Genomic DNA, 25,045 nt, shown 5'->3' with positions numbered 1-25,045 from the left:
GGCGATGACGCGGGCGTGGACGAGATGACGGGTGCCGAGAGGCGCGCGGAGGCGACTGATCAAGGAGAGGGCGAACCCCCGGCCGCCGACGGGCGCTAGCGGTTCTACGTGGGTCGTACGGCCAGGCCATACGACCAACTGGCTGCCTCGGCTAGGCGGGAAGCCTTGTCCGCCTTGGCGCGGTTCCGGCGGTGCTGCTGGCGGGGGGTGGGGCGCCCGACACAGTGTGGGGGCTGTAGTACCTGACGCCGATGTTGTCGCTGTTGGTGCTGGACAGCATGTGATGCCATTGCAGCACCTGATGCAGCAGGATCCCGTCGACAAACCTGCCAAGTCCCACCCCGAGCACGAGTCCCGGCAACTGCAGGCTCACCGGACGGACAGCCGCCCCGGCCCGGTCGGTGGTGGTGGCCATGGTGATTCCTGCTCGATGGCTTCGCGAAGATCAAGCTGTACGGGACCTTCGCTACCCGGAGGGGAGGCCGGTAACCCTCAGCACAGCGCCGGAACGAGACGAGGCCAGCGCGGGCATTGGCAGCCCCGGGACCGCGCTACGTTATGTGACACCGGTATTAGCCTCGGCTATTCACGTGGGTCGGCGGCACGGGGTCTAAATGCGGCGGAGTGCCTTGCCTGTAAGGAAGAATCGGTGTTTGAGGACAACGATCTTTCTCGTAGAAAGGCACTCCGTAGGTGAAGCGTAGCAAGGGTTCGTCGGGTGGGAAGAGGGCACGCCGAGGCAAGGATGGTTCGGCTGGCGGCAGGGGTGGCGTGGCTGGGCCGCGGTTTCGGGTCAGCTCGGATGGGCACGGGTTGGCCTCGCATGCGGGTGTGTCGATGCTGCGCGAGCTCGCTGAGTTCGTGGGTCTGACCAGGTTCGTCACCCAGGCGTTGGCTGACACGTATCGGGGCCCGTGGCTTCACTCTCCGGGGCAGGTGTTCGCTGATCAGGCGTGTGCGATCGCCGATGGGGCGACGTCGACGTCGGGGATCGCGGTGTTGCGGGACCGCCCGCAACTGCACGGGGCGGTGGCCAGTCAGCCGACCGTGTGGCGGCTGGTCGACAGGATCGATGAACGGCATCTGGGGCTGGTGCGTCAGGCGCGGGCGAAGGCGCGTGAGCGGGCCTGGCAGGCGGGAGCGGCCCCGGACCTGGAGGCCACCGGTGGGTATCTGCACATCGACTTCGATGCCACGATCACCATCGCTCACAGCGAGAAGTCCGGCGCTGCACCGACCTGGAAGAAGAGCTTCGGGTTCCATCCGCTGCACTCCTATCTGGACCGGCCCGAGATCTCCGGCGGGGAGTCGCTGGCTGGGATCCTTCGGCCCGGAAACGCCGGGTCGAACACCATCGCCGACCACAAGACACTGCTGGACCTGACCCTTGAAGCGCTCCCGGAGTCCTACCGGCCTGGCGTCGACGGTGCGCCGGAGATCCTGATCCGGGCCGATGCGGCCGGGGCGACCTACGACTTCGCCGCCTACTGCCGGCAGAAACACTGCGAGTTCAGCTTCTCCACCGAGTCGACCCCCACCTATGTGGGGATCGCCGACGCGGTGGACGAGCAGCTGTGGGCGACCGCGATCGAAGACGACGGGATCCGTGACGGTGCCATGGTGTTCGAAGCCACACACTGTGTGGATCTGTCGAAGTGGCCGCAAGGCACCCGGCTGATCCTACGCAAGGAACGCCCGCATCCGGGCGCCCAACTCCAACTGCACAACACCACCAGTGACGGGATGCGGCTGACCGCGTTCATCACCGACACCCCGGCCCGTGTAGTCCCCCACCAGATCCAGGGACTGGAGCTACGACACCGCCAGCACGCCCACGTCGAAGCACGGATCAAAGACTCCGGCCACCTCGGCCTGGGCAACCTGCCGCTGGACGCGTTCTGCCACAACCAGGCCTGGTTCGAGATAGCGCTCGCCGCCGCGGATCTGATCAGCTGGGCGAAACTGCTCGGCTTCAAAGACCACCCCGGGATCGCCAAAGCCACACCCGAAACCTTCCGCTACAAAGTCCTACACGTCGCCGGAAAAATCGTCTCCACCGCCCGACAGCTGTATCTGAAACTGGACTCTTCCTGGACCCCCAGCCCCGCGATCGAGAAAGGCTGGACGCGCATCCGTACGGCCTTCGGCTAACACCCGCCGTCCCTGACCACCTCGCGAGCCGCAGAAACGGAGACCCGCAAACCCCCACTGAACAACAACAACCGGCGCCCAGCCGCCGGGCGCGCCAGCCTACCCGCAAGCAGCTTTCACAACCACGCAAGCCCAAACAAGAATCCATCACCACTAGATCAATTTCCGTGAATAGTTGAGGTTAGCTGTCGACGCCCGCCCGGCTAGTGCCTGGCTTGGCCGCCGATTCGGCCACACGATCCACGTTGGCCAGAAGGCTGCTCGCATCTCCTGCCAGCGGTCGGGCTAGCGCATCTAGGGACCGCTTTGGATGCCGGCGCCGACGCGGGTGCAACTCAAGCATCGCCTCGTCGAGGGCAATGCGGCACATCTCGTTGGTCAGTGTGCTTCTCGACAGGATTGCTTGAGCGCCTCGGCCCCATGCCTCCTTGGCCTCCCGCTCATTGCCACCGCGTCCCTGGTTTTCGTCCGCGTCTTCATGCTCCTCTCGTCAGTACGTCTCCACGTGTTCGTGTTCTTTTTCCTTGAGCACGCTCCCGTGGTCACGGACGACCTTGCCGTCCCGAATTTCCCCACGCCAGCCCTCTTCCTCGGGATCGGCCCGAGTGGTTACGTACTTGCGGAACTGCTTGATGTCGAGGCGTGCGCGCCGACCCTGCGCACGCCACAGGTTGGCGGTCCTCTCGAAGAGACCGTGAGGAACATACTCGAGGACGTAGAGGATCTTTGTGAGGTTGTCGTCCAGGGGATGGAAGCTGACGACACCGTTCACAACCGTCTGCCCCTTCGACTGCCAGGCGATCCGTTCATCCGGAATCTGCTCGGCTACTGTCGCGGTCCAACTGCGCCTGGAGAACGCGACCCTGGCCTTCCAGTTGCTCTTGGTCGGGTCCTTCCTGTCGAGGTCAACCCTCTGGGTGGCCTTCGACCATTGAGGGAAGTCCTCGAGCCGGGTCCAGTGGTTGTATGCCAGCCGCAACGGCACCGGCACGTCGAGATCCTCGACCAGGTTCATCGGCTTCCCAGCCGAGCCCTTACCGCCGAGGCCTTTGAAGAGGGCCATCACCTTATCCGCCACCGTCTTCAGCCCTGCCTTCACGACTGCACCACCGAGGGACGAGCCACCAAGGAGTTCCTTGATGGTTCTCCCCAACATCCCTCCAACTCCCTCGTCGCCACTCGCAACGCCAGCAAGGCTCCGCGTGACCTCTCCAAGCTTTCCGCTAAGCTTTCCTAATCTTCGTTGCAATTTTGAAGACAGGTACACGTAGAGGCGCTGCGTCGCTGGATTCCTCGCCGGCCTCTCCCGTAATCCTTCGCCGATGCTTGCCGAGTCCACCGGGGGCCGGTGGCTCCTTGTCCGACCCATAATGCTCTCCTCATGACACTAGGCACGGCTCCTGTCGAACCGCCCGGCCCAGGCAACCTTGGGAGCAAGGGACTCCCAGGACTTACCCGGACATCTGACAGCCCACCAATGCTCGCTCGCTAATATGACATTACTCACCAGGACCTGAACTTCGGTAGATGAGGACCACCAGACGGCTGATTGAACCCGCTTGACTACTCGAAACGAACCCACCGACGCGCAGCCTACGAATCGCGTCTATGAGCCGGCCGCGTCATATCCTGTCTCGCCTACCCTTAGCCGGCTAGCAGCATCTGAGGCAACGACAGTGAACTCTCATGTCCTGCCCGGCGGTCCGGCTTTCTCGCGACGTCGTAAAGGGCGGGGAAGTCATGTCTGATCCAGTCGCGGGTGTCCTTCGACAGGAGCCGCCAGTGCTGGCGCACAGAGGGACGGACCAGCCATGGACGCCGATCGGCCGGGGTACCGCGTCCAGCCGGATCGAGCCCAGTGGAAGCTCACCCGGAACGACGAGATACTCCACTACTTCGGGAACAAGGCAGACGCGATCGAAGAGGGCCGGAAGCCGGCGCGTGCCGCGCACCCTAGCCAACTGTCGTTCATGATCTCGACGGCACGATCGAGGTCGAGTCGATCTACTAGGACGACCCCTTCACACCTCCCAGCAAGCCGAGTTTCGGCCTGGCGGAATCCGCTGGGTATACACGACCGGTGTAGCCCCCAAAGGGGCTACACCGGTCGCGACTAGCGGTGCACCACGCTGCGCCGGAGCCCCCCACGAACCCTCAGGCGTGTGTGCGTGGCTACCCTCGCACCGCTTCTGGACCGACCTGACCAGCTGCCGCCATCCCGGCGGGAGCACAGACAGGTCGGCCTCGTTGGGCGGACCCCCATGGATGATGTCGAACAGGCAGGCACCGAGTGCGTGCCCGGGATCGACCCAGTGACGGTGATACTCGGCCCGGTTGCACGTGGCGTTGCTGCATACCTGCCCGGTGCCCGATGGATCCGCGGTCATGATTCCCCTGTCGTATCCACAGCACGATAGGCACGGACATCCGCGGAGAGCAGGGGACGACCGACCCGACCACCCCGGGACTTACGGCGTAAGCCTCCGAGTCGGCATGTGCAGACCTTCATGAGCCTTCTGGGCGGCAGGTGTCGGGGGTGGGTACGACAGATGATGAAGGTGCCCGCCCGCCGACTCAAACGCCATCTCGGAGGCGGGCGGGCCCTGCCGGACAACCGTCACAACTACTGCCATAGTCCGGCCTCCTGCGAGGGTTGACGCTCCTCTCTCGCCGCCTGAGCCAGGTGGCCGGCGCGGGCGGCTCCACGCTCTCCGTGCAGAAACGCAGCCAACCTCCATCGAACATGAACTCCAAGAATTAGCAGCCAACCCCAAGAGGCCGACGATCTGCTTCGCCTCGGCCTGCGCCGGCTCCCCATCCACAGCTTTCCGCTTCTACGCAGCCTCGCCCCCGTTCTGGCCGGCTACGACGGAGCTGCCGAACTCGAACGCGGCTTGGACATCATCCTCACCGGCCTATAGGCCAACTCTCGCCGACCTTCCCAACCCGGACACTATGCGCCCCGACCCCTATGTCGGACGTTCCTCCATCCTTGCCGCTCAGCCTCCAGGTCTAAGCGCGCCTGAATCCGTGGAGTCGTAGCTGACTGGCGGTGGTCCTGCGGCGGGTCATGCAAAGGAAGTGCCTTCTGGGCAAGGAGAATCGGGAGTGCTGACGTCCTGATCCTGCCGAGCCGAGAAGGCACTTGAAGTGAAACTACCGCACTCGTGGTCCAAGGCTGCGCCGCTGTTCGACGATGAGCGCCTCGTGTCGTGCGCGGGGCTGGTCCCGGTGATGGGGTTGGCCGAGCGGACGGGCCTGTCAGAGGTGATCTTGAGCAAGGTCGCCATCTGGGCGACCAGGGTGGCCTCGGCCGGGGCCAACCCGGCAGGCAAGCTGACCTCGATCATCGCCGGGATGGCCGCCGGCGCGGACAGCATCGACGATCTGGACGTGGTCCGCTCCGGCGGGATGCCGCGGCTGTTCGGCGATGTGTACGCGTGCGCGACGCTGGGCCAGTTTCTGCGGGAGTTCACCCACGGCCACACCCTGCAGTTGGCGTCGGTGGCGCGGGCGCACCTGGTCAACCTCGTCGAGCACAGCCAGTTGCTGCCCGGCATCCAGACCCAGGCGTATGTCGACATCGACTCGCTGCTGCGGCCGGTGTACGGGCATACCAAGCAGGGCGCGAGTTTCGGGCACACCAAGATCGCCGGTCGGCAGGTGCTGCGCCGGGGGCTGTCCCCACTGGCCACCACGATCAGCACCGGTGAAGGCGCGCCGGTGGTGGCCGGGATCCGGCTCCGGGCCGGTAAAGCGGGCTCGGGCAAGGGCGCGGCGTCGATGGTGCGCGAGGCTATCGGTACCGCCCGTGCCGCCGGCGCGACAGGCGAGATCCTGGTCCGCGGTGACTCCGCATTCGGCAACAGCGCGGTCGTGGGGGGCTGTGTCAAGGCAGGGGTGCGGTACTCGGTCGTGCTCACCAAGAACCCGACGGTATCCCGGGCGATCGGCTCCATCCCCGACCACGCCTGGACCCCGGTGCACTACCCGGGCGCGGTGACAGATCCCGACACCGGTGAACTGATCTCCGACGCCGAGGTCGCCGAGGTGGAGTTCACCGCGTTCGCCTCCACCAAGAACCCGACCACCGCAAGGCTGGTGGTACGCCGGGTGCGCGACCGGGCTCGCACCGAGGAGTTGTTCCCGGTCTGGCGCTACCACCCGTTCTTCACCAACAGCACCGAACCAACCGCGGCCGCCGACATCACCCACCGCCGGCACGCGATCATCGAGACCGTGTTCGCCGACCTGATCGACGGACCACTGGCGCACCTACCCTCGGCGCGCTTTGCCGCCAACGGCGCCTGGGCGATCTGCGCCACGATCGCCCACAACCTGCTCCGCGCCGCCGGAACCCTCGCCGGGCCGAAACACGCCCTGGCCCGGGGCGCCACGCTGCGTCGGCAGATCATCAACGTCCCCGCCCGGATCGCTCAACCGCAACGCCGCCGCGTCCTGCACCTGCCCGCGCACTGGCCCTGGGCCGACCACTGGACCGCCCTGTGGAACGGCGTGTTCGCAGTGGCGACCGGACCACCCGTCACCGCCTGACCCATCCACCGCCGCGCAGGCCCGACCGGAGAACCCCAGTGGAAAAGCTGGACAGACCAGCAGACTCGCCACGCCCACCCACGCCACCCACCAGCTCATGCCGACCAACGCCAGTCACGCCAGCGGCTCCACGGATTCAGGCTAAGTCAAGAGGCACCTCGTCCGGGGCGATGTCTCGCACCCGCAGCATCCGCACGGCGTGCCGCCAGCGTCGGTCATGGTCGGTGGCGATGTCAGCGCGGATCTCCACCACCACCAGCGGCGCAACCTGGTGGTAGCCGGTCGGCTTGGACCGCCAGTTAAGGGTGAGCTGGGCCGGCCACGGATGCCCACTGATGGCGGCGACCAGGAGCGGTCCGACGGCAGCGGCTTGCGCGTCGGTGAGGTAGGTCGTCCTACCGGCGTAGTGGAGCCGGCCCGTGTCGGAGGCATACCGGCCGAGCAGCAGCGCCGCCGGACGGTGGAGGCTGCCGGTCATCCCGCCGATCACGGCGTCGGTGGTCTGCCTCGACTTGTACTTCATCCACAGCCGCGACCCTGGCAGGTAAGGGCTGTTCGCGGGCTTGATCACGAGCCCTTCGATCCCGGCGACAGTCATCGTGTCGTACCGCTCCTCCGCGACGGCTCGGTCCGAGGTCTGCATGGCGAGGGTCAGCGGCGATCGGGGCGGTACCTTCCGAAGCAGCCGCTCGAGCACCCCGCGGCGCTCCCGCAGCGGCCGCCGGCGGAGATCGCCGTCCTCCCTCGTCTCCAGGACGTCGAACACGACCAGGTGGCAGGGATGGGAGCCCGCGAGCTCGGCTGCATGGCGGCGACCGGCGTAGCGGCGCTGCAGCGCGTTGAAGTCGAGCCGGCCACCGCGCCAGAGGACGATCTCCCCATCGACGACCGTCCCGGCGGGAAGGTAGGAGTACAGGGCGCCCACCAGCTCCGGAAACGCGTCCGCGAGCGGTACGCCACGCCGCGAATAGATATGTACGGAGCTGTCTGCCCGGATTGTGGCCAGCGCGCGGTACCCATCGAACTTCGGCTCGTAACGGAGACCGCCGGGCGGGAGTGGAGGCAAGCGGTCGATGCTCTTCGCGAGCATGGGCTCGATCGGCCCACTTATACGCAACTGCTGACGGCGCTCATCTGAATCTCCCCAGACCTGCTCACTGAAATTCCCCACCCGTGTGGCTTCGGGGGAAGTGGTGGGGCTCCTTCGAGACTGGCGGTCTCTGACCACGCGCCATCTCGAAGGAGCCCTCGCTTCCCATGTTGACACGGGAGGATGATGTGGACGCTCATGCGCTCCACCGTCAGGGCTGGACGATCTCTGCGATCGCTCGGCACCTTGGACATGACCGTAAGACCATCCGCGCCTACCTGCGTGGGGACCGTGTTGCCGGTGTGCGTAGGCCGGCCGGTGTTGATGTGTTCGACCCCTACCTGGACTACGTGCGGGCCAGGCTGGGTGAGGACCCGCATCTGTGGGCGCAGACCCTCTTCGATGAGGTCGTCGGGTTGGGGTATGCCCGGTCCTATCCGACCTTCACCCGGCAGCTGCGCAGGCGGCGTCTGCGGCCGCACTGCGAGCCGTGCGCGCCGGCCAGGGGTCGCCCGGCGGCGGTGATCGATCATCCGCCGGGGGAGGAGACCCAGTGGGACTGGGTCGAACTGCCCGACCCGCCGCAGCAGTGGGGCTGGGCCGGCAAGGCGTACTTGCTGGTCGGGGCGCTTGCCTATTCGGGTCGCTGGCGCGGGGTGCTCGCCGCGAGCATGGATCAGCCGCACCTGATCGACGCACTGGACCGCACGACTCGATCCCTCGGCGGGCTGAGCAGGGTGTGGCGGTTCGACCGGATGGCCACCGTCTGCCACCCCGGCTCGGGGAGGATCACCTCCTCCTTCGCTGCGGTCGCCAAGCACTACGGGGTTCAGGTGGCGATCTGCCCGCCGCGGCGCGGGAACCGCAAGGGCGTGGTGGAGAAGGCCAACCACACCGCGGCGCAACGCTGGTGGCGCACCCTGGCTGACGAGCTGAGCGTCGAGCAGGCCCAAGCCAGCCTCGAGGCCTGGTGTCAGGTCCGCGGCGATGCCCGGCTACGACCGAACGACCAAGCAGGCAAGGCCACCGTGGCCGTCCTGGCCCAGGCCGAACACCTGGCGCCGGTGCCTGCCAGACCCTTCCCCGCCACCATCACCGTCCAACGCGTGGCCTCAGCACAAGCACTGGTCGCCTACCGCGGCAACCACTACTCGGTACCACCCGAACTCGCCCGCGGCATCGTCACAGTCACCCACCGCCTGGGCGACCACCACATCGACATCACCACCCCCAGCGGTGTGGTGATCACCCGACACCGCCTCGCCGCCGACAGCGCCGGGGTGATGGTCCGCGACCACGGCCACGTCCACGCCCTCGAACACGCCGCACTCGCCGCGTTCACCACCGCCGGGCCGCACCGCCGCAAGCAACGCATCCCACCCGGACCCGCCGCCCGAGCAGCCGCTGACACTCTGCGCGCCCACCAGACCACGCCCCACAAGCCCAGCGAGGACACCGGCGTGGTCATCGACCTGGCCCGCTACGCAACCGCAGCCAAAGGAAGGAACACCCTCACATGACCACCACACAAACAACTCCGGCCACCACGGCGATGACAGCCGCGCCGATGACAGGCACCCAGGCCAGCCTCTACCAGCAGCTGCGCGCCCACCTGGCCGCGTTGAAGCTGCACGACGCCGCTCAACACCTACCCGAAGTCTTGGCCACCGCCCAGGCCGAGCAACTGTCGATGACCGCAACCCTGGAACGACTCCTGGCGGTCGAGGTCGACGCCACCCAAGCCCGCCGCCTGGCCGGCCGGCTCCGCTTCGCCTGCCTACCCACCCCCGCCACCCTGGCCGACTTCGACTACGACGCCGCACCCGCCGTGAACAAGAAACTGATCGAGGAACTGGCCACCTGCCGCTACCTCGACACCGCCACCAACATCCTGCTCATCGGCCCACCCGGCGTGGGCAAGACCCATCTGGCGGTCGGCCTTGGCCGCGCCGCCGCCGAAGCCGGCTACCGCACCTACTTCACCACCGCCGCCGACCTGGCCGCCCGCTGCCACCGCGCGGCCATCGAAGGCCGCTGGGCCACCACCATGCGCTTCTTCGCCGGCCCCACCCTGCTCGTCATCGACGAACTCGGCTACCTACCCCTACCCGGCGAAGCCGCCTCCGCCCTGTTCCAAGTCGTGTCGCAGCGCTACCTCAAAACCTCGATCGTGCTCACCACGAATCGCGGTGTCGCCTCCTGGGGTGAGGTCCTCGGCGACACCACCGTCGCCGCCGCCATGCTCGACCGACTCCTCCACCGCAGCGTCGTCCTCAACCTCGACGGCGACTCCTACCGACTACGAGACCACCACGCCCGCGCCGACACACTCCGACAAGCCACCACCGGCACCCGCAGACCACTACAGTGACCACGCCCTCAGGTGAGGAATTTCGATAAGCAAACCTGGGGAAATCCGGGGCTCTGGCCCAAATTCCGTGATTGGCTACGGTCGGTTATTGTGCTGGAGTGTCATGCGAGGAGTACTCGTTTTCTGAGTAGGTCGAAGTTCGCGCGGCCGAACATTTGCCGTTTGAGGTATTTGATCTTGTTGACGATGCCTTCAACTGGTCCGGAGTTGAAGCGTGTGGTGAGCCCGTTGATGACGGCTTGAACGTCGCGTCGAAGGCCGGTGGTGAAGGAGTGTAGGTGCGGGAGATCGTCGGCGTCGACGCTGCTCATCCAGGCCTCCAGCCGGTCTTTGTCACCGTTGAGATGGGCCATCATCTCGGCGAAAGTCGACACGTGCGTCGCGGTCATCTTCAGCTCGGGGCAGTGCGAGCGTGCTTCGTCGAGTTTGGTGTGGGCGTCGGTGTCGAGATGGTCGGGGTGGGTGAGGATCCAGCGGGTGATCTCGCGGGGTTTCGGTATTGCGGGTGTTGTTGGCGGCGCGAGGGCGAGGTGGCGGAACGGCCGGAAGTAGCGGCGGACGGCCTGCACGCTGCCCGACCAGCCTTGGGCTTGCAATTCCGCGTGCAGGGTGGGGATGTCGGTGCAGCCTTGGTTCCACCGCTGGTGCAGGTAGGGCTTGAACGGATCGAGCTTGCTGGCACGGGCGGTCGCCTTCACCAGAAGCTCGTCGAGGCTGGTAGCACGAGCGAACCGTTGCACGGTTTTGCGGTCCAGGCCCAGGGTGCGGCCGATCCCTGCCAGGGACTCGCCTTTGGCCAGCAGGTCGCAGACAGCGGCGTAGCGTTCCCGTGTGCGGGTCACAAGGCGCCGCTCACGCCCACACACGTCAAGCGTTGCGTCGAATGCTCGGTCCGGAGTGTGGTCGAGTGGCTGTTCGACCGCCATCACCAGCACAGGCGCAGGTTGCCGAACATCCTCCTCGGCCTGTGAGTCGGAGTCGACGGCGGGGAGTGGGGTAAGACAACCGCGATGGGCGGCGACGGTCTTGTCGACGTGCTTGGCGAGGTTGTGCCACAAGTGCCAGCGGTCGGCCACCTGGATCGCCTCGGGCGCACCGGTGCGGCCGCCTTCAGCGTAGGCACCGGCCCGGTCCCGGCAGATCACCTTGGCGCCGGGATGGGCTCGCAGCCAGTCAGCGAAGGCGTCTGCTTCGCGGTCGGGCAGCAGATCGACTGGTCTGTGGCTGTCCATGTCCACCAGGACCGTGCCATACACGTGTCCGCGACGCAGCGCGAAGTCGTCGACGCCGAGCACGGCGACGTCGCCGATCTGTGGGTCGGGTATGGCTCGGATCAAGCGCAGCAGCGTGGACCGGCCGACCACAACACCAAGGCGGGTGGCCAGCCGGGCGCCGGCTCGACCAGCCAGGGCGATCGCGACCGCCTCCAAAAGCTTGCGAAGTAACGGGGTACGCCGCGCGTATCGGGTAGTCAGTCCGGGAATCTGCTCGGCGAACGTTTTTACCGGGCACGCATCCACGCCACAGAAGAAGCGCCGCACCTGCAGCTTGATCACCACCGGCCACCCCGCTACCGCGGTGTCGGCCAGCCGACGCGAGTAGGAGCTGTGCACCCGCACCGCCGCCGTCCCGCACCGCGGGCACTCGGCATGCCCGCTAGCCGATCGTCCATAGATCACCAACCTGGACTCGACCCGTTCGACACCAACATCGACGAGGCCGGCCAAATGCGGCAGCAGTCGGGACAACGAAAGATACACTCGAACTGCCCTTCTTGCGGAGTCCGATTTCTTGGTCGAAACCGAACCTCCACAAGAAGGGCCTTCCTTGTCCTGCCAACACGCTCACGACAAAGTCAAGACTTGGTTATTACAAGAATTCAGCAATACGCCGCAACCGTTCACGCACACCCCGGACACAAAAGTCGCTATATACGGCTGATCACAGCGAGCGGAAGCCTCACCAAAGACGAGCACCTCCCAAAACCATCACCGTCCGTGACCAATCACGGAATTTGGGCCAGAGCCAAATCCGGTGAGCGCCATCACTGCGGGGACCTCAAGTGATGCGGTCTGGCCACACCACCGTACGGCAGACCTCGACAGCCCCGCCTGGCCCGGGCGTTTCCGCACCACAGCGTCACGGTGGCTTCACCGAGGCGGCTCGCCACCGGGACCAGCCACGAAGGTTGCCCACAACCCGCCCTCGTCATCCGGCTAGTCGCGGTAGGGCCGGCCCCACTCCCCCAAGTGTGGAGACGCTCACCTGCGCCCGCGTGACAGCTCCAGATGAACGGGCACCACCAGAGGAGGCAGACCGGCCCAACCACGAATGCCGGCGGGACCTCCGCCACTGGATCGTCTAGCCTTCGGCAACTTGTCAAGACCGTCCAGTCACAACGTGACGCCCCGGCTACCAGGGCCGGGCCGTCACCATGTCGGCCTTACCGATCTCGACGTCACTCATGGACGTGCCGAGCAGGGAACCTCACATGGCAGCGAGGCCCGTCGACGCCACGGGCGGACGTTCGACACATCCACACGCCGAGACGTGATCGACGTCGTCTGCCATGTGGAGACACTCACGATGTCGCATGTGACATCACGGTCCAGCACGGGCAATCACAAGAGCGAGGCCCTGCCGCCGGTCACACGCCATTCCACACGGCGGCGGGAGCCTCGCCCGGGAAGGTCGAGTGTCAGCCACTCCACGACGTCCTCGAGCGACCGGCATCCCCGGCGAAGCGGTCGCATGCCAAACGTTGCTCGCTGCCGTCCCCGGCACCTCGGTCGCGGGCGTCACCACGGACTTCACGTGTTGTCTCGGGTCCAGTCCCTGATTCGGTCTCGTGCGCGGTCGAAAAGGGCCAGCGGAGGTCCCGCTAGCGTGTTGGCGGTCGCGGATTCGCCTGTGGCGGGGTGAGGTCGGGTAGGTGCCATCGCTTCGGCTGACTCCAGTACTCCCGCCAGCTTCATCAAGTCCTCGGGAGACACCTTCTCGCGCAGGCCAGGAAACTCTATGTCTTCCTCGGACGTTGAGTGTTTGTCGACAGCGTCGGCCAGGGTTTCCAGTTTGGCATCGAACTGAGGATGATCAACTCCGAGGTCGTGGAGCTCCGTCAGCCGTGCCTTCGCGTCTGCCTCCTCCTTCCTCCGGGCCTGCACTACGCGCTCTCCGTTGGCGATCTCGCGGCGAGCGATAGGATGGACGACCTCTTCCTCCGCAGTTTCGTGCACGGCCAGTAGGCGGACGAGAGTTTCGAAGAGATCACGCTTGGCCGCCCCTTTTGCATCTCTCACTCGAGGAAACAGCGACCGCATCATCTCGTGCTGCTCGACCAGTAGATCTATGACATCCTTTTCCTGCCTTCGTGCCATTTCGTGCTCCTATCCACTGTCTCGTCGGACGCATTTGCGCGCGTCCTGACGGACGCGCTGATTCTGAGCAATGAGTTCCTACCCGAAATCAATGCGGGCAAGCTGCGAGCGCCATTAGGGACGACCCGGTAGAAGCAAACGCACCCGGTGGAGTACCAGGCTTAGGATCGTTTCACGTTTGAGAGGGAGACGCGAAAGATTCGCTTGCGGCCGGACCGCTGACCAGTCGATTCTTTGGTGCGCACTTCCGTGTCGCTGGAGCGGACTACCTTGCGCCAGGCGCTGATCTGCTCCGGCGAGTGCAGGCCCGGTGTGTCGGGGCAGCCCTGGCCGACCGGCGAGGGCTGTATACCTTCGGTGACGTTGAGGCCGGCGCTCGCTCGCTGGCTGTAGTAGGTCGCCATCAGGTCGGTCGCGGTGACGCCCGGCCCGTAGGCCCGGCTGCGGGTCATCGGGGCCATCACGATGCGGTTGGCCAGCGACCGGCCGGCCACATCGACCGGGGCGAATACATTCGTCATGAGAATCTTCCTGCTGTCACAAGGATGGAGAAAAGGGGCCGGGATCTTCTCCGCCGATGGTGCCTAGCGCGGCCCGCTCGACGACAAGCTGCTCGCCCTCATGCTGGAGGGCCCGCACCGGATCCGCCGTGGTGAGCGCGTCGACGGGCAAGACACCCTCTTAGCCTGGATCCGTGGACCGGGTGGGTTGGTGATCTTGGTTGTGGGTTTGGTGGTGTGGGCTGCGGCTGGGCAGGTCGGGCTCGCTGGTCTGCCCAGCTTTCCTTTGGTTTCTGGTCGGGCCTTGACGGCGGGTGGGCAGGTTTCAGGCGAGGCGTGGTGGCCCGGTCGCAGGGCGGAACACGTTGTTCCACAGGGTTTTCCAGTGTTGGGCCCAGGGCCAGTGCTCGGGTAGGTGCAGCACGGTCCGGCGCCCGGGGCGGGCCAGTCGTGCAGGGACGGTGACGATGTGACGGCGAAGCGTCGCGCCGCGGGCGAGGGCGTGGCGGGGGCTGGTGAGGGTTCCGGCGGCGCGGAGCAGGTTGTGGCAGATGGCGGCGCAGATCGCCCACGCGCTGTTCGCGGCGAACCGGCCTGAGGGCAGATGAGCCAAGGGTCCGTCGATCAGGTCAGCGAACACCGTTTCGATGATCGCGTGCCGGCGGTGAGTGATGTCAGCCTGCGCGGTCGGTTCGGTGTTGTTGGTGAAGAACGGGTGATGACGCCATACCGGGAACAGCTCCTCCTCGCCGGCCTGGTCGCGGGCTCGGTCACGGACCCGGCGCACGACCAGCCGGGCGGTGACCGGGTGCCTGGTCGAGGCGAACGCCGTGAACTCCACCTCCGCGACCTCGGCATCCGAAATCAACTCACCGGTATCGTCATCGACGACAGCACCGGGGTAGTGCACCGGTGTCCAGGCGTCTTCGGCGATGCTGGCGATCGCGGCGGTGACGGCCGGGTTCTTGGTGAGCACCACCGAGAACCGCACGCCTGCCTTCAGGCACGCGCCGACCACGGCGTGGTTGCCATACGCCGAATCGCCCCTCACCAGGATCTGCCCGCTGGCGCCGGCGGCGCGGGCGGTGGCGATCGCCTCGGCCACCATGCTCGCCGCTCCTTTGCCGGAGGCGGCCCGTCCGGCGCGCAGCCGGATCCCGGCCACCACCGGCGCCCCCTGGATGGGTGCTGATCGTGGTCGCCAGCGGCGACAGGCCCCGGCGCAACACCTGCCGGCCGCCGATCTTGGTGTGCCCGAAACTCCCGCCCTGCTTGGCATGCCCAAACACCGGGCGCAACAACGAGTCGATATCGATGAACACCTGGGTCTCGATGCCGGGCAGCAGCCCGCTGGCCTGGACAAGGTTGACCAGATGGGCCCGCGCCACTGAGGCCAACTGCTGGGTGTGGCCGTGGGTGAACTCCCGCAGAAACTGGCCCAACGTCGCCGGCGCATACACGCCATCGAACAGCCGACGCATCCCACCCGACCGGATCACATCCAGATCATCGATACAGTCCGCGCCCGCGGCCATCCCCGCGACGATCGAGGCCAGCTTGCCCGCCGGGTTCGCCGCCGCCGAAGCCACCGTCGTCTCCGCGATCACGACACGACTGGAGACCAGCTCCGACAGGCCCGCCCGCTCGGCCAACGCCATCACCGGAACCAACCCCGCACACGACACCAAATTCTGCTCATCGAACACCAGCGTGGCCCGCGACCACTGATGCGCCCCGAACCTTCCGGACAGCTATTTAGCGACTAATTCACGCTGCGAGCTGCCGGTTCAGGTATTCTTTGTAGACCTGTTTCGGGGTCCGGTACTGGAGCCCTGAGTGGCGACGTACGGAATTGTAGCGTAGCTCGATGTACCGAGCAATGTCACGGTACGCGTGTGCCCGGGTGGGATACTGAGTGCGGTGGACGCGTTCGTTCTTGAGCGCGGCGAAGAACGATTCGGCCATGGCGTTGTCGTAACAGATTCCTGTTCGCCCGACCGATTGACTGAGCTTGTGTTTCTTCAGAGTCGCGGCGAACGTGGCAGACGTGTAGTTGCTGCCGCGGTCGGAGTGGAATATCGCTTGGTCGGCGAGGTCGTGATTTCGGGCGGCCATTTCGATAGCCTTCTCGATGAGCTGGGTCTTGTAGTTGTCGTCCATCGCCCACCCAATCACTGCCTTGGTGTGGCAGTCGATGACGGTCGCCAGATAAACCCATCCCTCCCAGGTTTCGATATAGGTAATATCGCCGACCATCTTCTGCCCGGGGGCGTCGGCGGTGAAGTCGCGTTGGACGAGGTCGGGGATGTGAGGAACCAACCCGTCCCCCTCAGTCAGGCTCAACCGCCAGGGCTTGGGTTGGCAGGGCTCCAAGCCCAGCTCGCGCATCACGGACCGGACGAGCTCGGGCCCGCACGGCACGCCCCAGTCGGCCAGGTCCGCATGGACTCGCCGGTACCCGTAGGTGCCGTCGGAGTCGTCGAAAGATTTGTTGATGAAAAGCTTAAGCTCTTCGCGCCGTTCGGAGGTTGCCGACATCGGCCGGCCACGCCATTCATAGAATCCGGACCGGGACACTTCCAGGAGCGCGCACATCTTTACGATGGACAGCGTGGGTTCGGTGTTCGTAGCGATGTTTGTGGCATACTCCGCGTCGATGAACTCGAACGTGTCGCTCACCGATGATCTTTGGCAAAGTACGCTGCGGCTTTTTTCAGGAACTCGTTCTCCATGCGCAGTTCCCGCGCCTCACGCTCGAGTTCACGAAGCCGCGCGCGCTCACTGACGGTCAACGCCGGCTCGTCATCTGAATGCTCGCGACGGTAGGCGTTGACCCAATTGCCAAGGGTCGCCTCGTGGACACCGAGTTCCTTAGCAATCTGGGCGATCGGACGAGAGGTCTCGACCACCATCTTCACGGCCTCTTCTTTGAACTCGGCAGAGTAGTTCCTGCGGTGTTGTGGCAACTTTCTTCCCTTCCGGATTACCCAATCTTAGTTGGGCCGCTGTCCGGAAGGTTCGGGGCACCTCACACCCATACGGTAGTTTCACTGTCAGTGCCTTTTGGATCGGGTTGGATCAGGACTTCGACACTCCAGATTCTCCCGATCCAGAAGGCACTTCCTCTGCTACCACGCCGAAGGACCACTCACCCGGTCCACGGATCCAGGCTTAGCTGTGTCCACCGGCGAGACGTTCGAGGACATCCAAGATCGGCTCTACCGGGTGAGGTGCCGCCGGAGGCCACCACCCGCCCCAGCTTCAAAAAGACCCAGCCGGCCGGGCAGGACCGGTGCGGGTCGACGAAGACGACCACCGGCCAGCCGTGCAAGGACAAGCGCTCCCCCGGCTGGAACGGCTGCTACCGGCACCGGCTGGAACGGCTGCTACCGGCACCGGACGAAGCGGGTGCAGCCCGTCTCATGATGGGTCGCACCCACGCCTCCATGGGCGCGCTGGTCGGTCTGGCACTCACACCCCTGTACGCACCCGACGTGCGGGCGATGTGGAGGTCGGCTGCCCTGTGCACCGCGATGGCCATTGCCCCGGACTTCGACATGCCTCAGTCCCGCATCGGGCAGATGTGGGGGCCGGTGTCCTCCGGCGTCCGCATCAAGGTGTGGACTTCAGCGCAGCCCTGTCCGCCACTGTCCTGGTCTTCGCGACCGGGGTTGTCCTCGAGGTCGTCGACATGATGGCGCTGCCCGGCAAGGGCAGGCAGATCCCGTGGCCGGTCAACCTCGGGGTGTCCTGCCTGGTTGCCCTGACCTGCTGGTAGCACGAGGTGACGGTGCCCTGGTGGGTGTCCCTCGCGATGGCCACGGGGCAGCAGTCCGAGGGCGTCGCGCGGGCGCAGGAGTTCATCGCCGCCTTCACCGCCGAGCACGGCAAGGCACCCAACCGCAACGAGTTGCGCGCCGGGATCCGCGTCTCCGGTGGCCGCATCGTCGAGGTACGCCGCCGCATGAGGCAGCTCGACAACCCGGGCATCTACCTGGCCGGCTAACCGCCCGGCAGCACGAAGGGGCACCACCCGGTGGCGGGGTGGTGCCCCTTGTCGTCTCGATCAATACCGGCGCAGCTTGTGACCATGCCCCTAGTAGTACTTTGTTAGGTGTGTCGTTTCGTGTTCTGTGGTTGATGTTCTGACATGGTCGGTGCATGACTCCTGATCAGATAGCGGAGTTGCGGCCGAGGCTTGGCGAGTTCGCAGCCGACATGCTGGGTTGTCTTGCGCGTTCGGATCAGCGTGCCACGGGTGAGTTGTATCTGCGTGGCCTGTTGACTGATGGTCGGCGTAAGTCGATGCAGCCGATGGCGGAGCGGCTGGGTGTGGATCATCAGCGGTTGCAGCAGTTCGTCACCTCCTCGACATGGGATTTCACCGCGGTGCGGCGCAGGTTGAGCTCGTGGGCTGCGCAGGCGATTGGGCCGCGGGCATACGTGATCGACGACACCGGATTCCCCAAGGACGGGCCTGCCTCGGCGTGTGTGGCCTGGCAGTATTCCGGGACGTTGGGCAAGACCGCCAACTGCCAGATCGGGGTGAGTGTTCACGCGGTCAACGACACCTGCTCGGCGGCGGTCGACTGGCGGTTGTTCTGCCCGGAAAGCTGGGACGACAAGGCCTGTGATGATCCCGAGCAGGCCGAGAAGGTCCGCCGGAAGCGAGCCGAATCCAAAGTCCCTGACGACGTGAGGCATGTCGAGAAGTGGCGGCTCGCGCTGGACATGCTTGATGAGCAGACCGAATGGGGGTCGCCGAGGCTTCCCGTCGTTGCCGATGCCGGATATGGGGATTGCACCAGGTTCCGGCTCGGCGTGGAAGAACGTGGTCTGGACTATGTGGTCGCACTCAAAGCCGGCACCAGCGCCCACCCCGGCGAAGCGGAGCCGGTGAGACCGCCACGTAACGGTGGTCGTGGCAGACGTCCCAAGCCCCACTACCCGAAGCCGGCATCGAGTCTGCGCGAGATCGCCATGGCGGCCGGCCGCGATGCCTACCAGGAGGTGGCGTGGCGGCAGGGGACCAGAAAAACGAAAGGTAATCCGAGTGCTGCCATGACCTCGAAGTTCGCGGTGTTCGTGGTACGTCCGGCCAACCGCGACATCCCTCGCGCAGACGATGGGACCTTGCCGGCGAAGCTGCTGCTGGTCGAATGGCCCGATGAGGCGAACGAGCCTACCGACTACTGGCTTTCTAACCTGCCTGCCGACACACCGATCGATCAGCTCGTCGACCTGGCAAAGATCCGGTGGCGGATCGAACATGACTACCGCGAACTGAAAACCGGGCTCGGACTCGACCACTTCGAAGGACGCTCCTGGACCGGCTGGAACCGCCACGTCACACTCGTCGCGATCGCCCAAGCTTTCTGCACCATGGTCAGACTCGACCCAAAACAGGATGCGCCGGCCTGAGCTTGTACGCAGTCGTACACGAGCTACAAATCGTGCTCGCCCTCATCGCCGGCGCATGCCCCACCTGCCGACAAGAAGTCACCATCGACCACATCGAAGCACTCGCCCCACCATGATCGACATGACAAAGTCCTACTAGCATTCGCCCGTGAAGGGGGGAAGAACGGGTGCCGGAAGGTATTCGAGGGGCGGCTGTCCGGGTGGGAGCGCTTGTTCTTGCGGCGGCAGTCGTGGCGCTGATCGGCCTAATCATCGATGGCGGCGACGACGAACCAGTAGCGGACACGACGGATCGCGACGGACATCGACACGGACCGCGACGTCGTGCTGGAGTTCTTCGGGATCGCGCCCGGCGTGGACCTGACGTTCCAGTACGGCTCGGACGGCGATCCCTCACAGCTTCGAGACAGGGCAGTGCCGCTGCTCGTCAACTCTGAGCTGGAGGCGGGCACGTGGGTCTACTGGTCAGGCCAGAACACAGGCAGTGGCGACCTCACGTGCCGCATCCCGGTGGACGGTGCGGTCTTCAAGGAGACCACCTCTCCGGGGACTACATCATCGCCACCTGCTCAGGCAGGACCCCGTGACGCGCTAGCCCGGCGCTTCGCCGTCGACCTCGGGGATGCGGGGTCGTCAGGGCCGATGATCTCGGCGTCGCCCTCCACCGTCGCCCATCGCCAGCCCGCCCGGGCGACGATCGTGGCTCGGGGTCGGCGTTCCGCGCAGCGGGAGGAGCAGAGCCCGGCGATGCTCGGGGCGGCCGTCGCCGAGTACGACGTCGCGGACATAGACTCACTGACGTGAGGATTCCTCCAGGGCCGATGGACGGCGAGGCCGCGACTTAGAAATGCCTAATCGTGAGGACCATTCTGCCCATCACGCCATCGGCGAGCGCGATGGACAAGCGGATCCTCAGGGTCGCCCCGGTCGTCCAACTTCCTGAGCGCAGAGGCAAGTTCGATTGTAGCGTTGCCGATCCGATCGTATGCACGGTTGCGTTCGGTCACCGCCACGGCGAGGAAGATACTCGAGAGCGACACTGTAACTAGAAAAGCTCCGAGTGTAATCAGCTCACTGTCGGTCACCGGCCGCGCCGGATCATTGAAAACCAGATAGACGACCATGGAGGAGACCATCAGATTGCAGAGCGCCGAAACACTGAGCTGAAAACGCCACGCTGCCCAGATGAGCGGCGGGAAGACGAGGAAGAGGAGCTCCCGGTCCGAGTTGGCGTGCGTCACGACCAACGTCACCGTTGCCGTGGCGGCCAGGAGTAGTACGGCCTCGGCGACGCGATACGGGCGCAGGCGGGATGGCCACCGCATCTTCCGCGCTACCAGGAGGGCCGGGGCAACGACGAGAACGCCCATCGCCAGACTCACCCATGTCGCCAACGTCAGGTTCAAGAAGTCACCCCCAGGCGAGAGGCCCAGCAGAACAATCGCGCTGGTACGAATGACCGCGGCCGGGATCATCCCAAGACCGGCAGCCAACACCACCAAGGAGAACACGTCCTTGACCCGGTCAAGCCGGACATTGAAATCGGCTCTTCGCAGGAGGAGATAGGCGACGAGATAGGTGACGGACGTTGCTCCACCGAGAGCCGCGCCCACTGTCGGTGTTCGGCCGAGGCTCAGCGCGATCATGAATGCACCCAGGAAGATCCCAGGCCAGACCTTCACGCCGAACACCATCAGGGCGGCCACCGCAAGTCCGGCACCGAGAAAGAGGGCTCGAGTAAATTCATATCCGGCGAATTCGTGCAACTTTCCAAGGATCCCTACGGCGAAGTAGGCGGCCCCAGCGGCGAGGTTCTGAAGCCCGATGATCAGAAACTTGCGAAACATGGGCCAATCCACCGGACAATAACTCCGCACACATCGTACGATCTTCGGAAATAACTCGCCCGCCCCAGCTACGAGGCCTGCGAGAAAGACTACAGCTAGAGGCAGGCGCATCACCTCTCCCGGCGGCCACTTCATCTTGATGGGCGTCGATGGAGGGGCCTTTTTAGGCTTCTGGGTGGATCGCCGCCTCACTTGGTCAAGATGCGAGCCCTGTACGCATCAACTGTGTCCTGAATCGTGACAGTGCGGGCACCGGCCGCGTATTGGTCCGCCCGAGCGATGGTCGAATCGGCGCTGAGGGTCCACACGGTACCTTCGTGCTCGTCGCACCCGGGCGCGCAACCGGTCAAGGATCCTCGCCCAGGTGCCTCTCAAGCGGTGGCGCGCCCTGGCCACCCGCTACGACAAGCACGCCCTGACCGACCGCGGCGGCATCATTGTGGCCGTCATCCTCGCCTGGCTGCGATGACCGCGGGCGACGTCGCGTTGCCGCGGTTAAGGTCAACAAGTGACCATCCCGTTCCGATTGCTGCGCGACGCGCTGACCCAATTGGCTCTCGACCCCCAGCAGCAGCGTCAAGCCTCGCCGGGACCGTGGTAACCGACGAACTGGCCCTCGACCTCAACGCAGCCCGCCGACCATCGTCCGGCTCACCGCTATCGCCAGGCGCCGCGGACCTCGCGGCCAGACTCGCGAGCAGGCAGTACGTCGTGCCGAAGCCCGCCGTCTCGCTCGGGCGATCCGCGCCGCCGCGCAAGGCCTGCGCGACAACCTGACGCAACTGACGGCGGTCGTTTCCGAGATAGCGCCCCAATTGCTGGCCAAGCATGGTGGGTCCGGTCAGCGCCGCCCAAGCCATCGTGTCCTGGTCCCATCCCGGCCGCTGTCGTAACGAGGCTGCCTACGCCGCGCTCGGCGGCGCCAGCCCACTCCCGGCCAGCTGCGGCCGAACCGTCAGACACCGCCTCAACCGCGGCGGCGACCGCGCACTCAACCGCGCCCTGCACGACATCGTCTTAACCTGCTGGCGTACCCACCCACGCACCCGCGCCTACATCACCCGCCGCCGCTCACAAGGCACGACCGACCTCGAGATCCGCCGCTGCCTCAAGCGGTACATCGCCCGCGAGCTCTACCGCACCCTCAACACTGCGATAGCCGCTTGACAACACATAGAAGCGTCACGAGTGGGTTCTCGTTCGCAGGTCACCCTCGATCGCAGTTGTACGCCACCGAAGAGCGCCGGGTGATGCTCTTTCCCCGCGAGGCCTGGTGGACGGCACTGTTTCAGGCAGCTCCCGCACGTTACTGCGACGTCAGCACCCCTGCCAAATGGTCGCACCCGGGGGAAGTGGTCACAGTCGACCTGGACTTGGATGTCTGCCGAATACGGGAAGACGGATCCGTCTTCGTCGACGACGAGGATGAGTTCACCCTTCATCAAGTGCGCTACGGCTATCCTTCGAATGTCGTCGCGCGCACCGAGGCGGCATCCGAGTGGCTGTCAGCAGCACTTCACGAGCGCACGGAACCTTTGGGCAGCCGCTATCACGAGTGGCTTGACAACCTCCCAGCCATCGAGGGTCCAAGCGAGCCACGCCGATCTCGTTGAACCGGTGGATCACCTCCCGCACTGTGTCCCCGTCGGCCTGGACCAGCCGAGCGATCACCGGGGCGCGGTTTCGGCCGGCGGACGCCAGCAGCATCATCGCCCGGCGATAGCGAAGATCGGGTCGCGCGTGCCTATGGCTAGGATCGCGCGTGCCGGCCTCGAGCCGCCGTCCTCGCCCGCGCCTCACGGCGCAGCAGCTCCCGGTTCAGCGGTGCCGTCGACCGCTTGGAGAATAGATCAGCCGCCCCGCTGGAGCCTATGGGCGCAGGTCGCGGGTTTCCACGTCGAGGTTCGTCCAGGCCGAGGCCAAGCGGCTGATCTCGTCCGGACCGACCTGCGGATCGAGCAACCGAGGATCCGGTCGAAAGTGGACGGTCGTCCCAGTCGACTCGTCGTCGGAGATCGGCACGAGGTCCGTCACCGGCACGCCGTGCTCATAGCGCTGACTCCACGACCCCTCGTCGCGACGATTGACATGCACGATCCACTCGCTGAGCGCGGCGACGACAGACATCCCCCGCCGCGAGTGTCCATCAGGCAGCAACTGCGCCCGCGGCGAATCGAAGAACCGAATGTCCTTGCTGCTCAGAACCGGCTTCTTCACGACAAGACCGCTCGGATCACGACGGGTGTCGGTGCCCCGCCCATCGTCAGCAATCGAGATCGAGCCGTCTGGAAACAACGAGACCCGACACCCGCCGCCGTGACCACATGCCGCCTCGTCCGCAACATAGGCGAGGACCTCAAGCGACAGGTGGATCGCGCCGGTCGGTGCGAACCCGGCAGGGTCCTGTCGAATCGCGGTCAAGTGCGCGAGATCCACCCTGACCGCCCAGTCGTGTGTCGTGTTGTGCCACACGGCGCTGTCACCACGACGCGACGCTACCAGCGGCCAGGTCAAGCCAGCCCTGGGCACGAACCTGCGCAGGCTCGGGTACGCATGGGTCTCCACCGTCTTGTAGCCGCGCGACGCGAGCCTCTTGAGCAACGTCGACTTACCGGCGCCCGACATCTCGGTGACAACCAGCAGCATCCCGACAGGTGGTCGGCTTTCGCCGGGCGTGTACGACTTACTTCGGCCGGGCCGGTACGTTCTGGCACACCGGATCCCTCCGCGGTCCCCCAAGACGGCCTCACGGTTCCCAGCGGGATCCGTGCAACAGTAGGTACAGCCGGTGTGCAGGGGCGGGGTCGAACCGCCGACCTCGCGCTTTGCGGGGGGCTGATGCACCGAGAGTGAGCGATCAGGTCCCGGCAGTGCCCCTGCGTAGGGAGCAGAGCGGATGGAGGTTCTCCGCTTCACCGCGCCGAGGTCGATGGAACCTCCACGTCCAGCCGATCTCGAGGAGGTTCAGGCGTTGAGCGACGCGCTGCGACGACAGGTTGTCGGTGTCGGTGCGGTAGAAGAGGTGGCGCCCTGGTGCGCGCACGAGCGGCACCCAGGCCGCGGCCGTGGCAGCCGCGTAGCCTCGCCCGCGAAACCGCGGGTCGGTCCAGACGCCGCATTCGCCGGCGCGCTCGGTGAGCGGTCCCGGGGTGTGGCAGATCGAGATCGCGCGCTCGCCGTCGTTGATCATGGTCCATGGGCCAAGTTTGCCGTCGAGTAGCTCGTTCCATTCGATCGGATGCCAGTTGCCCGGGTTGGCGCCCCGCAGCGCCTCGGTATCCGCTCCGACGGAGCGCGCGATGGTTGTACCGACGGCGAACTCGCTGTCGTCCGCGATGACATCGTCGGGGATGACGTAGCTCGGGCCCGAGGCGCAGGTCAGTTCTCCGTCGATCCGGGCGAGGATTCGTTCGCAGGCGGCGAGCGCTGGCGGCGGCTCGCTCGGGTCGACCGGCTGCGGCGCGCGGTCGAGCGCGGCCGTGAGCTCCGTGGCCGCATCGTTCGGCACGCTGGCACCGATCCACAGCGCCTGGCCGTCCGCGCAGGACGCGATGGTGACGCCGTAGCAGCCGGCGATACGACCGCGAGCGTCGAGGAACGCGCCGGCCTGGGAACGGAGCAGCTCAAGGCGGGAAGGGTACTGGCGGTGAGCGGACGACATCGACCCGGACGTTACGGGACGAAGATGTCGAGCGGCAAGAAGGCGGAGAAGACGAGGTCGGGGACGTCAACCA

Annotated in this window: 21 protein-coding genes and 2 pseudogenes; 11 read left to right on the top strand and 12 right to left on the bottom strand. The window is 65.7% G+C overall.

Going from position 1 to position 25,045, the window contains the following annotated elements; genetic code table 11:
- Positions 1 to 151: 151 nt before the first annotated feature.
- The gene (locus tag HEB94_RS26275; protein ID WP_202896554.1) at positions 152 to 415 is read right to left on the bottom strand and encodes a DUF2243 domain-containing protein; all 264 of its coding nucleotides are present in this window, start codon (positions 413 to 415) and stop codon (positions 152 to 154) included.
- A 356-nt stretch (positions 416 to 771) separates the two neighbouring features.
- Here HEB94_RS26275 and HEB94_RS26270 point away from each other — a divergent pair, with 356 nt between their 5' ends.
- Entirely contained in the window at positions 772 to 2,151 is a 1,380-nt protein-coding gene (locus HEB94_RS26270; protein WP_192751886.1) for an IS1380 family transposase, read from the top strand.
- 490 nt (positions 2,152 to 2,641) lie between these two features.
- Here HEB94_RS26270 and HEB94_RS53725 read toward each other — a convergent pair whose 3' ends face one another.
- The gene (locus HEB94_RS53725; RefSeq protein ID WP_192752377.1) at positions 2,642 to 3,490 is read right to left on the bottom strand and encodes an SRPBCC family protein; all 849 of its coding nucleotides are present in this window, start codon (positions 3,488 to 3,490) and stop codon (positions 2,642 to 2,644) included.
- 1,811 nt (positions 3,491 to 5,301) lie between these two features.
- On the opposite strand from HEB94_RS53725, the gene HEB94_RS26260 reads away from it, so the two are divergent.
- Entirely contained in the window at positions 5,302 to 6,705 is a 1,404-nt protein-coding gene (locus HEB94_RS26260) for an IS1380 family transposase (RefSeq protein ID WP_192752376.1), read from the top strand.
- A 136-nt stretch (positions 6,706 to 6,841) separates the two neighbouring features.
- On the opposite strand, the gene HEB94_RS26255 is transcribed toward HEB94_RS26260, so the two are convergent.
- Positions 6,842 to 7,876 (bottom strand): ATP-dependent DNA ligase, encoded by a 1,035-nt coding sequence (locus HEB94_RS26255; RefSeq protein ID WP_192752375.1) that lies wholly within the window; start codon positions 7,874 to 7,876, stop codon positions 6,842 to 6,844.
- Between the two features lie 86 nt (positions 7,877 to 7,962).
- On the opposite strand from HEB94_RS26255, the gene istA reads away from it, so the two are divergent.
- On the top strand, positions 7,963 to 9,315 hold the full coding sequence (istA, locus tag HEB94_RS26250) for an IS21 family transposase (protein ID WP_192752374.1): 1,353 nt from the start codon (positions 7,963 to 7,965) through the stop codon (positions 9,313 to 9,315).
- The gene (gene istB, locus HEB94_RS26245) at positions 9,312 to 10,166 is read left to right on the top strand and encodes an IS21-like element helper ATPase IstB (RefSeq protein ID WP_192752373.1); all 855 of its coding nucleotides are present in this window, start codon (positions 9,312 to 9,314) and stop codon (positions 10,164 to 10,166) included. Before istA ends, istB begins: the two co-directional genes overlap by 4 nt.
- A 101-nt stretch (positions 10,167 to 10,267) precedes the next feature.
- Here istB and HEB94_RS26240 read toward each other — a convergent pair whose 3' ends face one another.
- From HEB94_RS26240 to HEB94_RS26220, 5 genes and pseudogenes are all read right to left on the bottom strand, one after another.
- Entirely contained in the window at positions 10,268 to 11,845 is a 1,578-nt protein-coding gene (locus HEB94_RS26240) for an ISL3 family transposase (RefSeq protein ID WP_337918555.1), read from the bottom strand.
- Between the two features lie 1,131 nt (positions 11,846 to 12,976).
- Positions 12,977 to 13,543, bottom strand: a complete 567-nt coding sequence (locus HEB94_RS26235) for a hemerythrin domain-containing protein (protein ID WP_192752372.1) — start codon at positions 13,541 to 13,543, stop codon at positions 12,977 to 12,979.
- A 161-nt stretch (positions 13,544 to 13,704) separates the two neighbouring features.
- Positions 13,705 to 14,064, bottom strand: a complete 360-nt coding sequence (locus HEB94_RS26230) for an oxidoreductase (RefSeq protein ID WP_192752371.1) — start codon at positions 14,062 to 14,064, stop codon at positions 13,705 to 13,707.
- Positions 14,065 to 14,368: 304 nt separating this feature from the next.
- Positions 14,369 to 15,794: pseudogene (locus HEB94_RS26225) on the bottom strand (IS1380 family transposase).
- A gap of 16 nt (positions 15,795 to 15,810) precedes the next feature.
- Positions 15,811 to 17,009 (bottom strand): IS3 family transposase gene (locus HEB94_RS26220; RefSeq protein WP_420481546.1). Its coding sequence is split into 2 segments (ribosomal slippage): positions 15,811 to 16,757 and positions 16,757 to 17,009, totalling 1,200 coding nucleotides; the frame shifts between segments, so codons are not numbered across the junction.
- 456 nt (positions 17,010 to 17,465) lie between these two features.
- On the opposite strand from HEB94_RS26220, the gene HEB94_RS54765 reads away from it, so the two are divergent.
- From HEB94_RS54765 to HEB94_RS26195, 5 genes are all read left to right on the top strand, one after another.
- Positions 17,466 to 17,738: a metal-dependent hydrolase gene (locus HEB94_RS54765; protein ID WP_420481603.1), complete on the top strand. Its 273-nt coding sequence runs from the start codon at positions 17,466 to 17,468 to the stop codon at positions 17,736 to 17,738.
- The gene (locus tag HEB94_RS26210) at positions 17,663 to 17,821 is read left to right on the top strand and encodes a hypothetical protein (RefSeq protein WP_192757205.1); all 159 of its coding nucleotides are present in this window, start codon (positions 17,663 to 17,665) and stop codon (positions 17,819 to 17,821) included. The genes HEB94_RS54765 and HEB94_RS26210 overlap by 76 nt, the downstream gene beginning before the upstream one ends.
- A gap of 12 nt (positions 17,822 to 17,833) precedes the next feature.
- Entirely contained in the window at positions 17,834 to 18,049 is a 216-nt protein-coding gene (locus tag HEB94_RS26205; protein WP_192752368.1) for a hypothetical protein, read from the top strand.
- 155 nt (positions 18,050 to 18,204) lie between these two features.
- Positions 18,205 to 19,464, top strand: coding sequence for an IS701 family transposase (locus HEB94_RS26200; RefSeq protein ID WP_192748296.1), 1,260 nt, complete (start codon positions 18,205 to 18,207; stop codon positions 19,462 to 19,464).
- A gap of 324 nt (positions 19,465 to 19,788) precedes the next feature.
- The gene (locus tag HEB94_RS26195) at positions 19,789 to 20,268 is read left to right on the top strand and encodes a hypothetical protein (RefSeq protein ID WP_192752367.1); all 480 of its coding nucleotides are present in this window, start codon (positions 19,789 to 19,791) and stop codon (positions 20,266 to 20,268) included.
- A 47-nt stretch (positions 20,269 to 20,315) separates the two neighbouring features.
- Here the strand turns inward: HEB94_RS26195 and HEB94_RS26190 are convergent, their stop codons facing one another.
- Positions 20,316 to 21,311: an MASE1 domain-containing protein gene (locus tag HEB94_RS26190; protein WP_192752366.1), complete on the bottom strand. Its 996-nt coding sequence runs from the start codon at positions 21,309 to 21,311 to the stop codon at positions 20,316 to 20,318.
- Between the two features lie 828 nt (positions 21,312 to 22,139).
- On the opposite strand from HEB94_RS26190, the gene HEB94_RS26185 reads away from it, so the two are divergent.
- Both HEB94_RS26185 and HEB94_RS26180 read left to right on the top strand, forming a co-directional pair.
- Complete coding sequence (locus HEB94_RS26185; RefSeq protein WP_192752365.1) at positions 22,140 to 22,478, top strand: transposase; 339 nt, start codon at positions 22,140 to 22,142, stop codon at positions 22,476 to 22,478.
- Between the two features lie 56 nt (positions 22,479 to 22,534).
- Positions 22,535 to 22,924: a ribonuclease FAU-1 family protein gene (locus HEB94_RS26180; RefSeq protein WP_238361628.1), complete on the top strand. Its 390-nt coding sequence runs from the start codon at positions 22,535 to 22,537 to the stop codon at positions 22,922 to 22,924.
- 1 nt (position 22,925) lies between these two features.
- Here the strand turns inward: HEB94_RS26180 and HEB94_RS54760 are convergent.
- The 3 genes and pseudogenes from HEB94_RS54760 to HEB94_RS26165 form a co-directional block, all read right to left on the bottom strand.
- A pseudogene (locus HEB94_RS54760) lies at positions 22,926 to 23,018 on the bottom strand (hypothetical protein); the annotation flags it as partial.
- 162 nt (positions 23,019 to 23,180) lie between these two features.
- Positions 23,181 to 23,957 (bottom strand): ATP-binding protein, encoded by a 777-nt coding sequence (locus HEB94_RS26170; protein ID WP_192752364.1) that lies wholly within the window; start codon positions 23,955 to 23,957, stop codon positions 23,181 to 23,183.
- Between the two features lie 211 nt (positions 23,958 to 24,168).
- Complete coding sequence (locus HEB94_RS26165; RefSeq protein WP_192752363.1) at positions 24,169 to 24,972, bottom strand: GNAT family N-acetyltransferase; 804 nt, start codon at positions 24,970 to 24,972, stop codon at positions 24,169 to 24,171.
- Between the last annotated feature and the right edge of the window lie 73 nt (positions 24,973 to 25,045).

Source organism: Actinopolymorpha pittospori (assembly GCF_014873875.1).
In the GTDB taxonomy this organism is placed as follows: Bacteria; Actinomycetota; Actinomycetes; order Propionibacteriales; family Actinopolymorphaceae; genus Actinopolymorpha; species Actinopolymorpha pittospori.
This window is presented reverse-complemented; position numbering and strand designations above follow the sequence as displayed.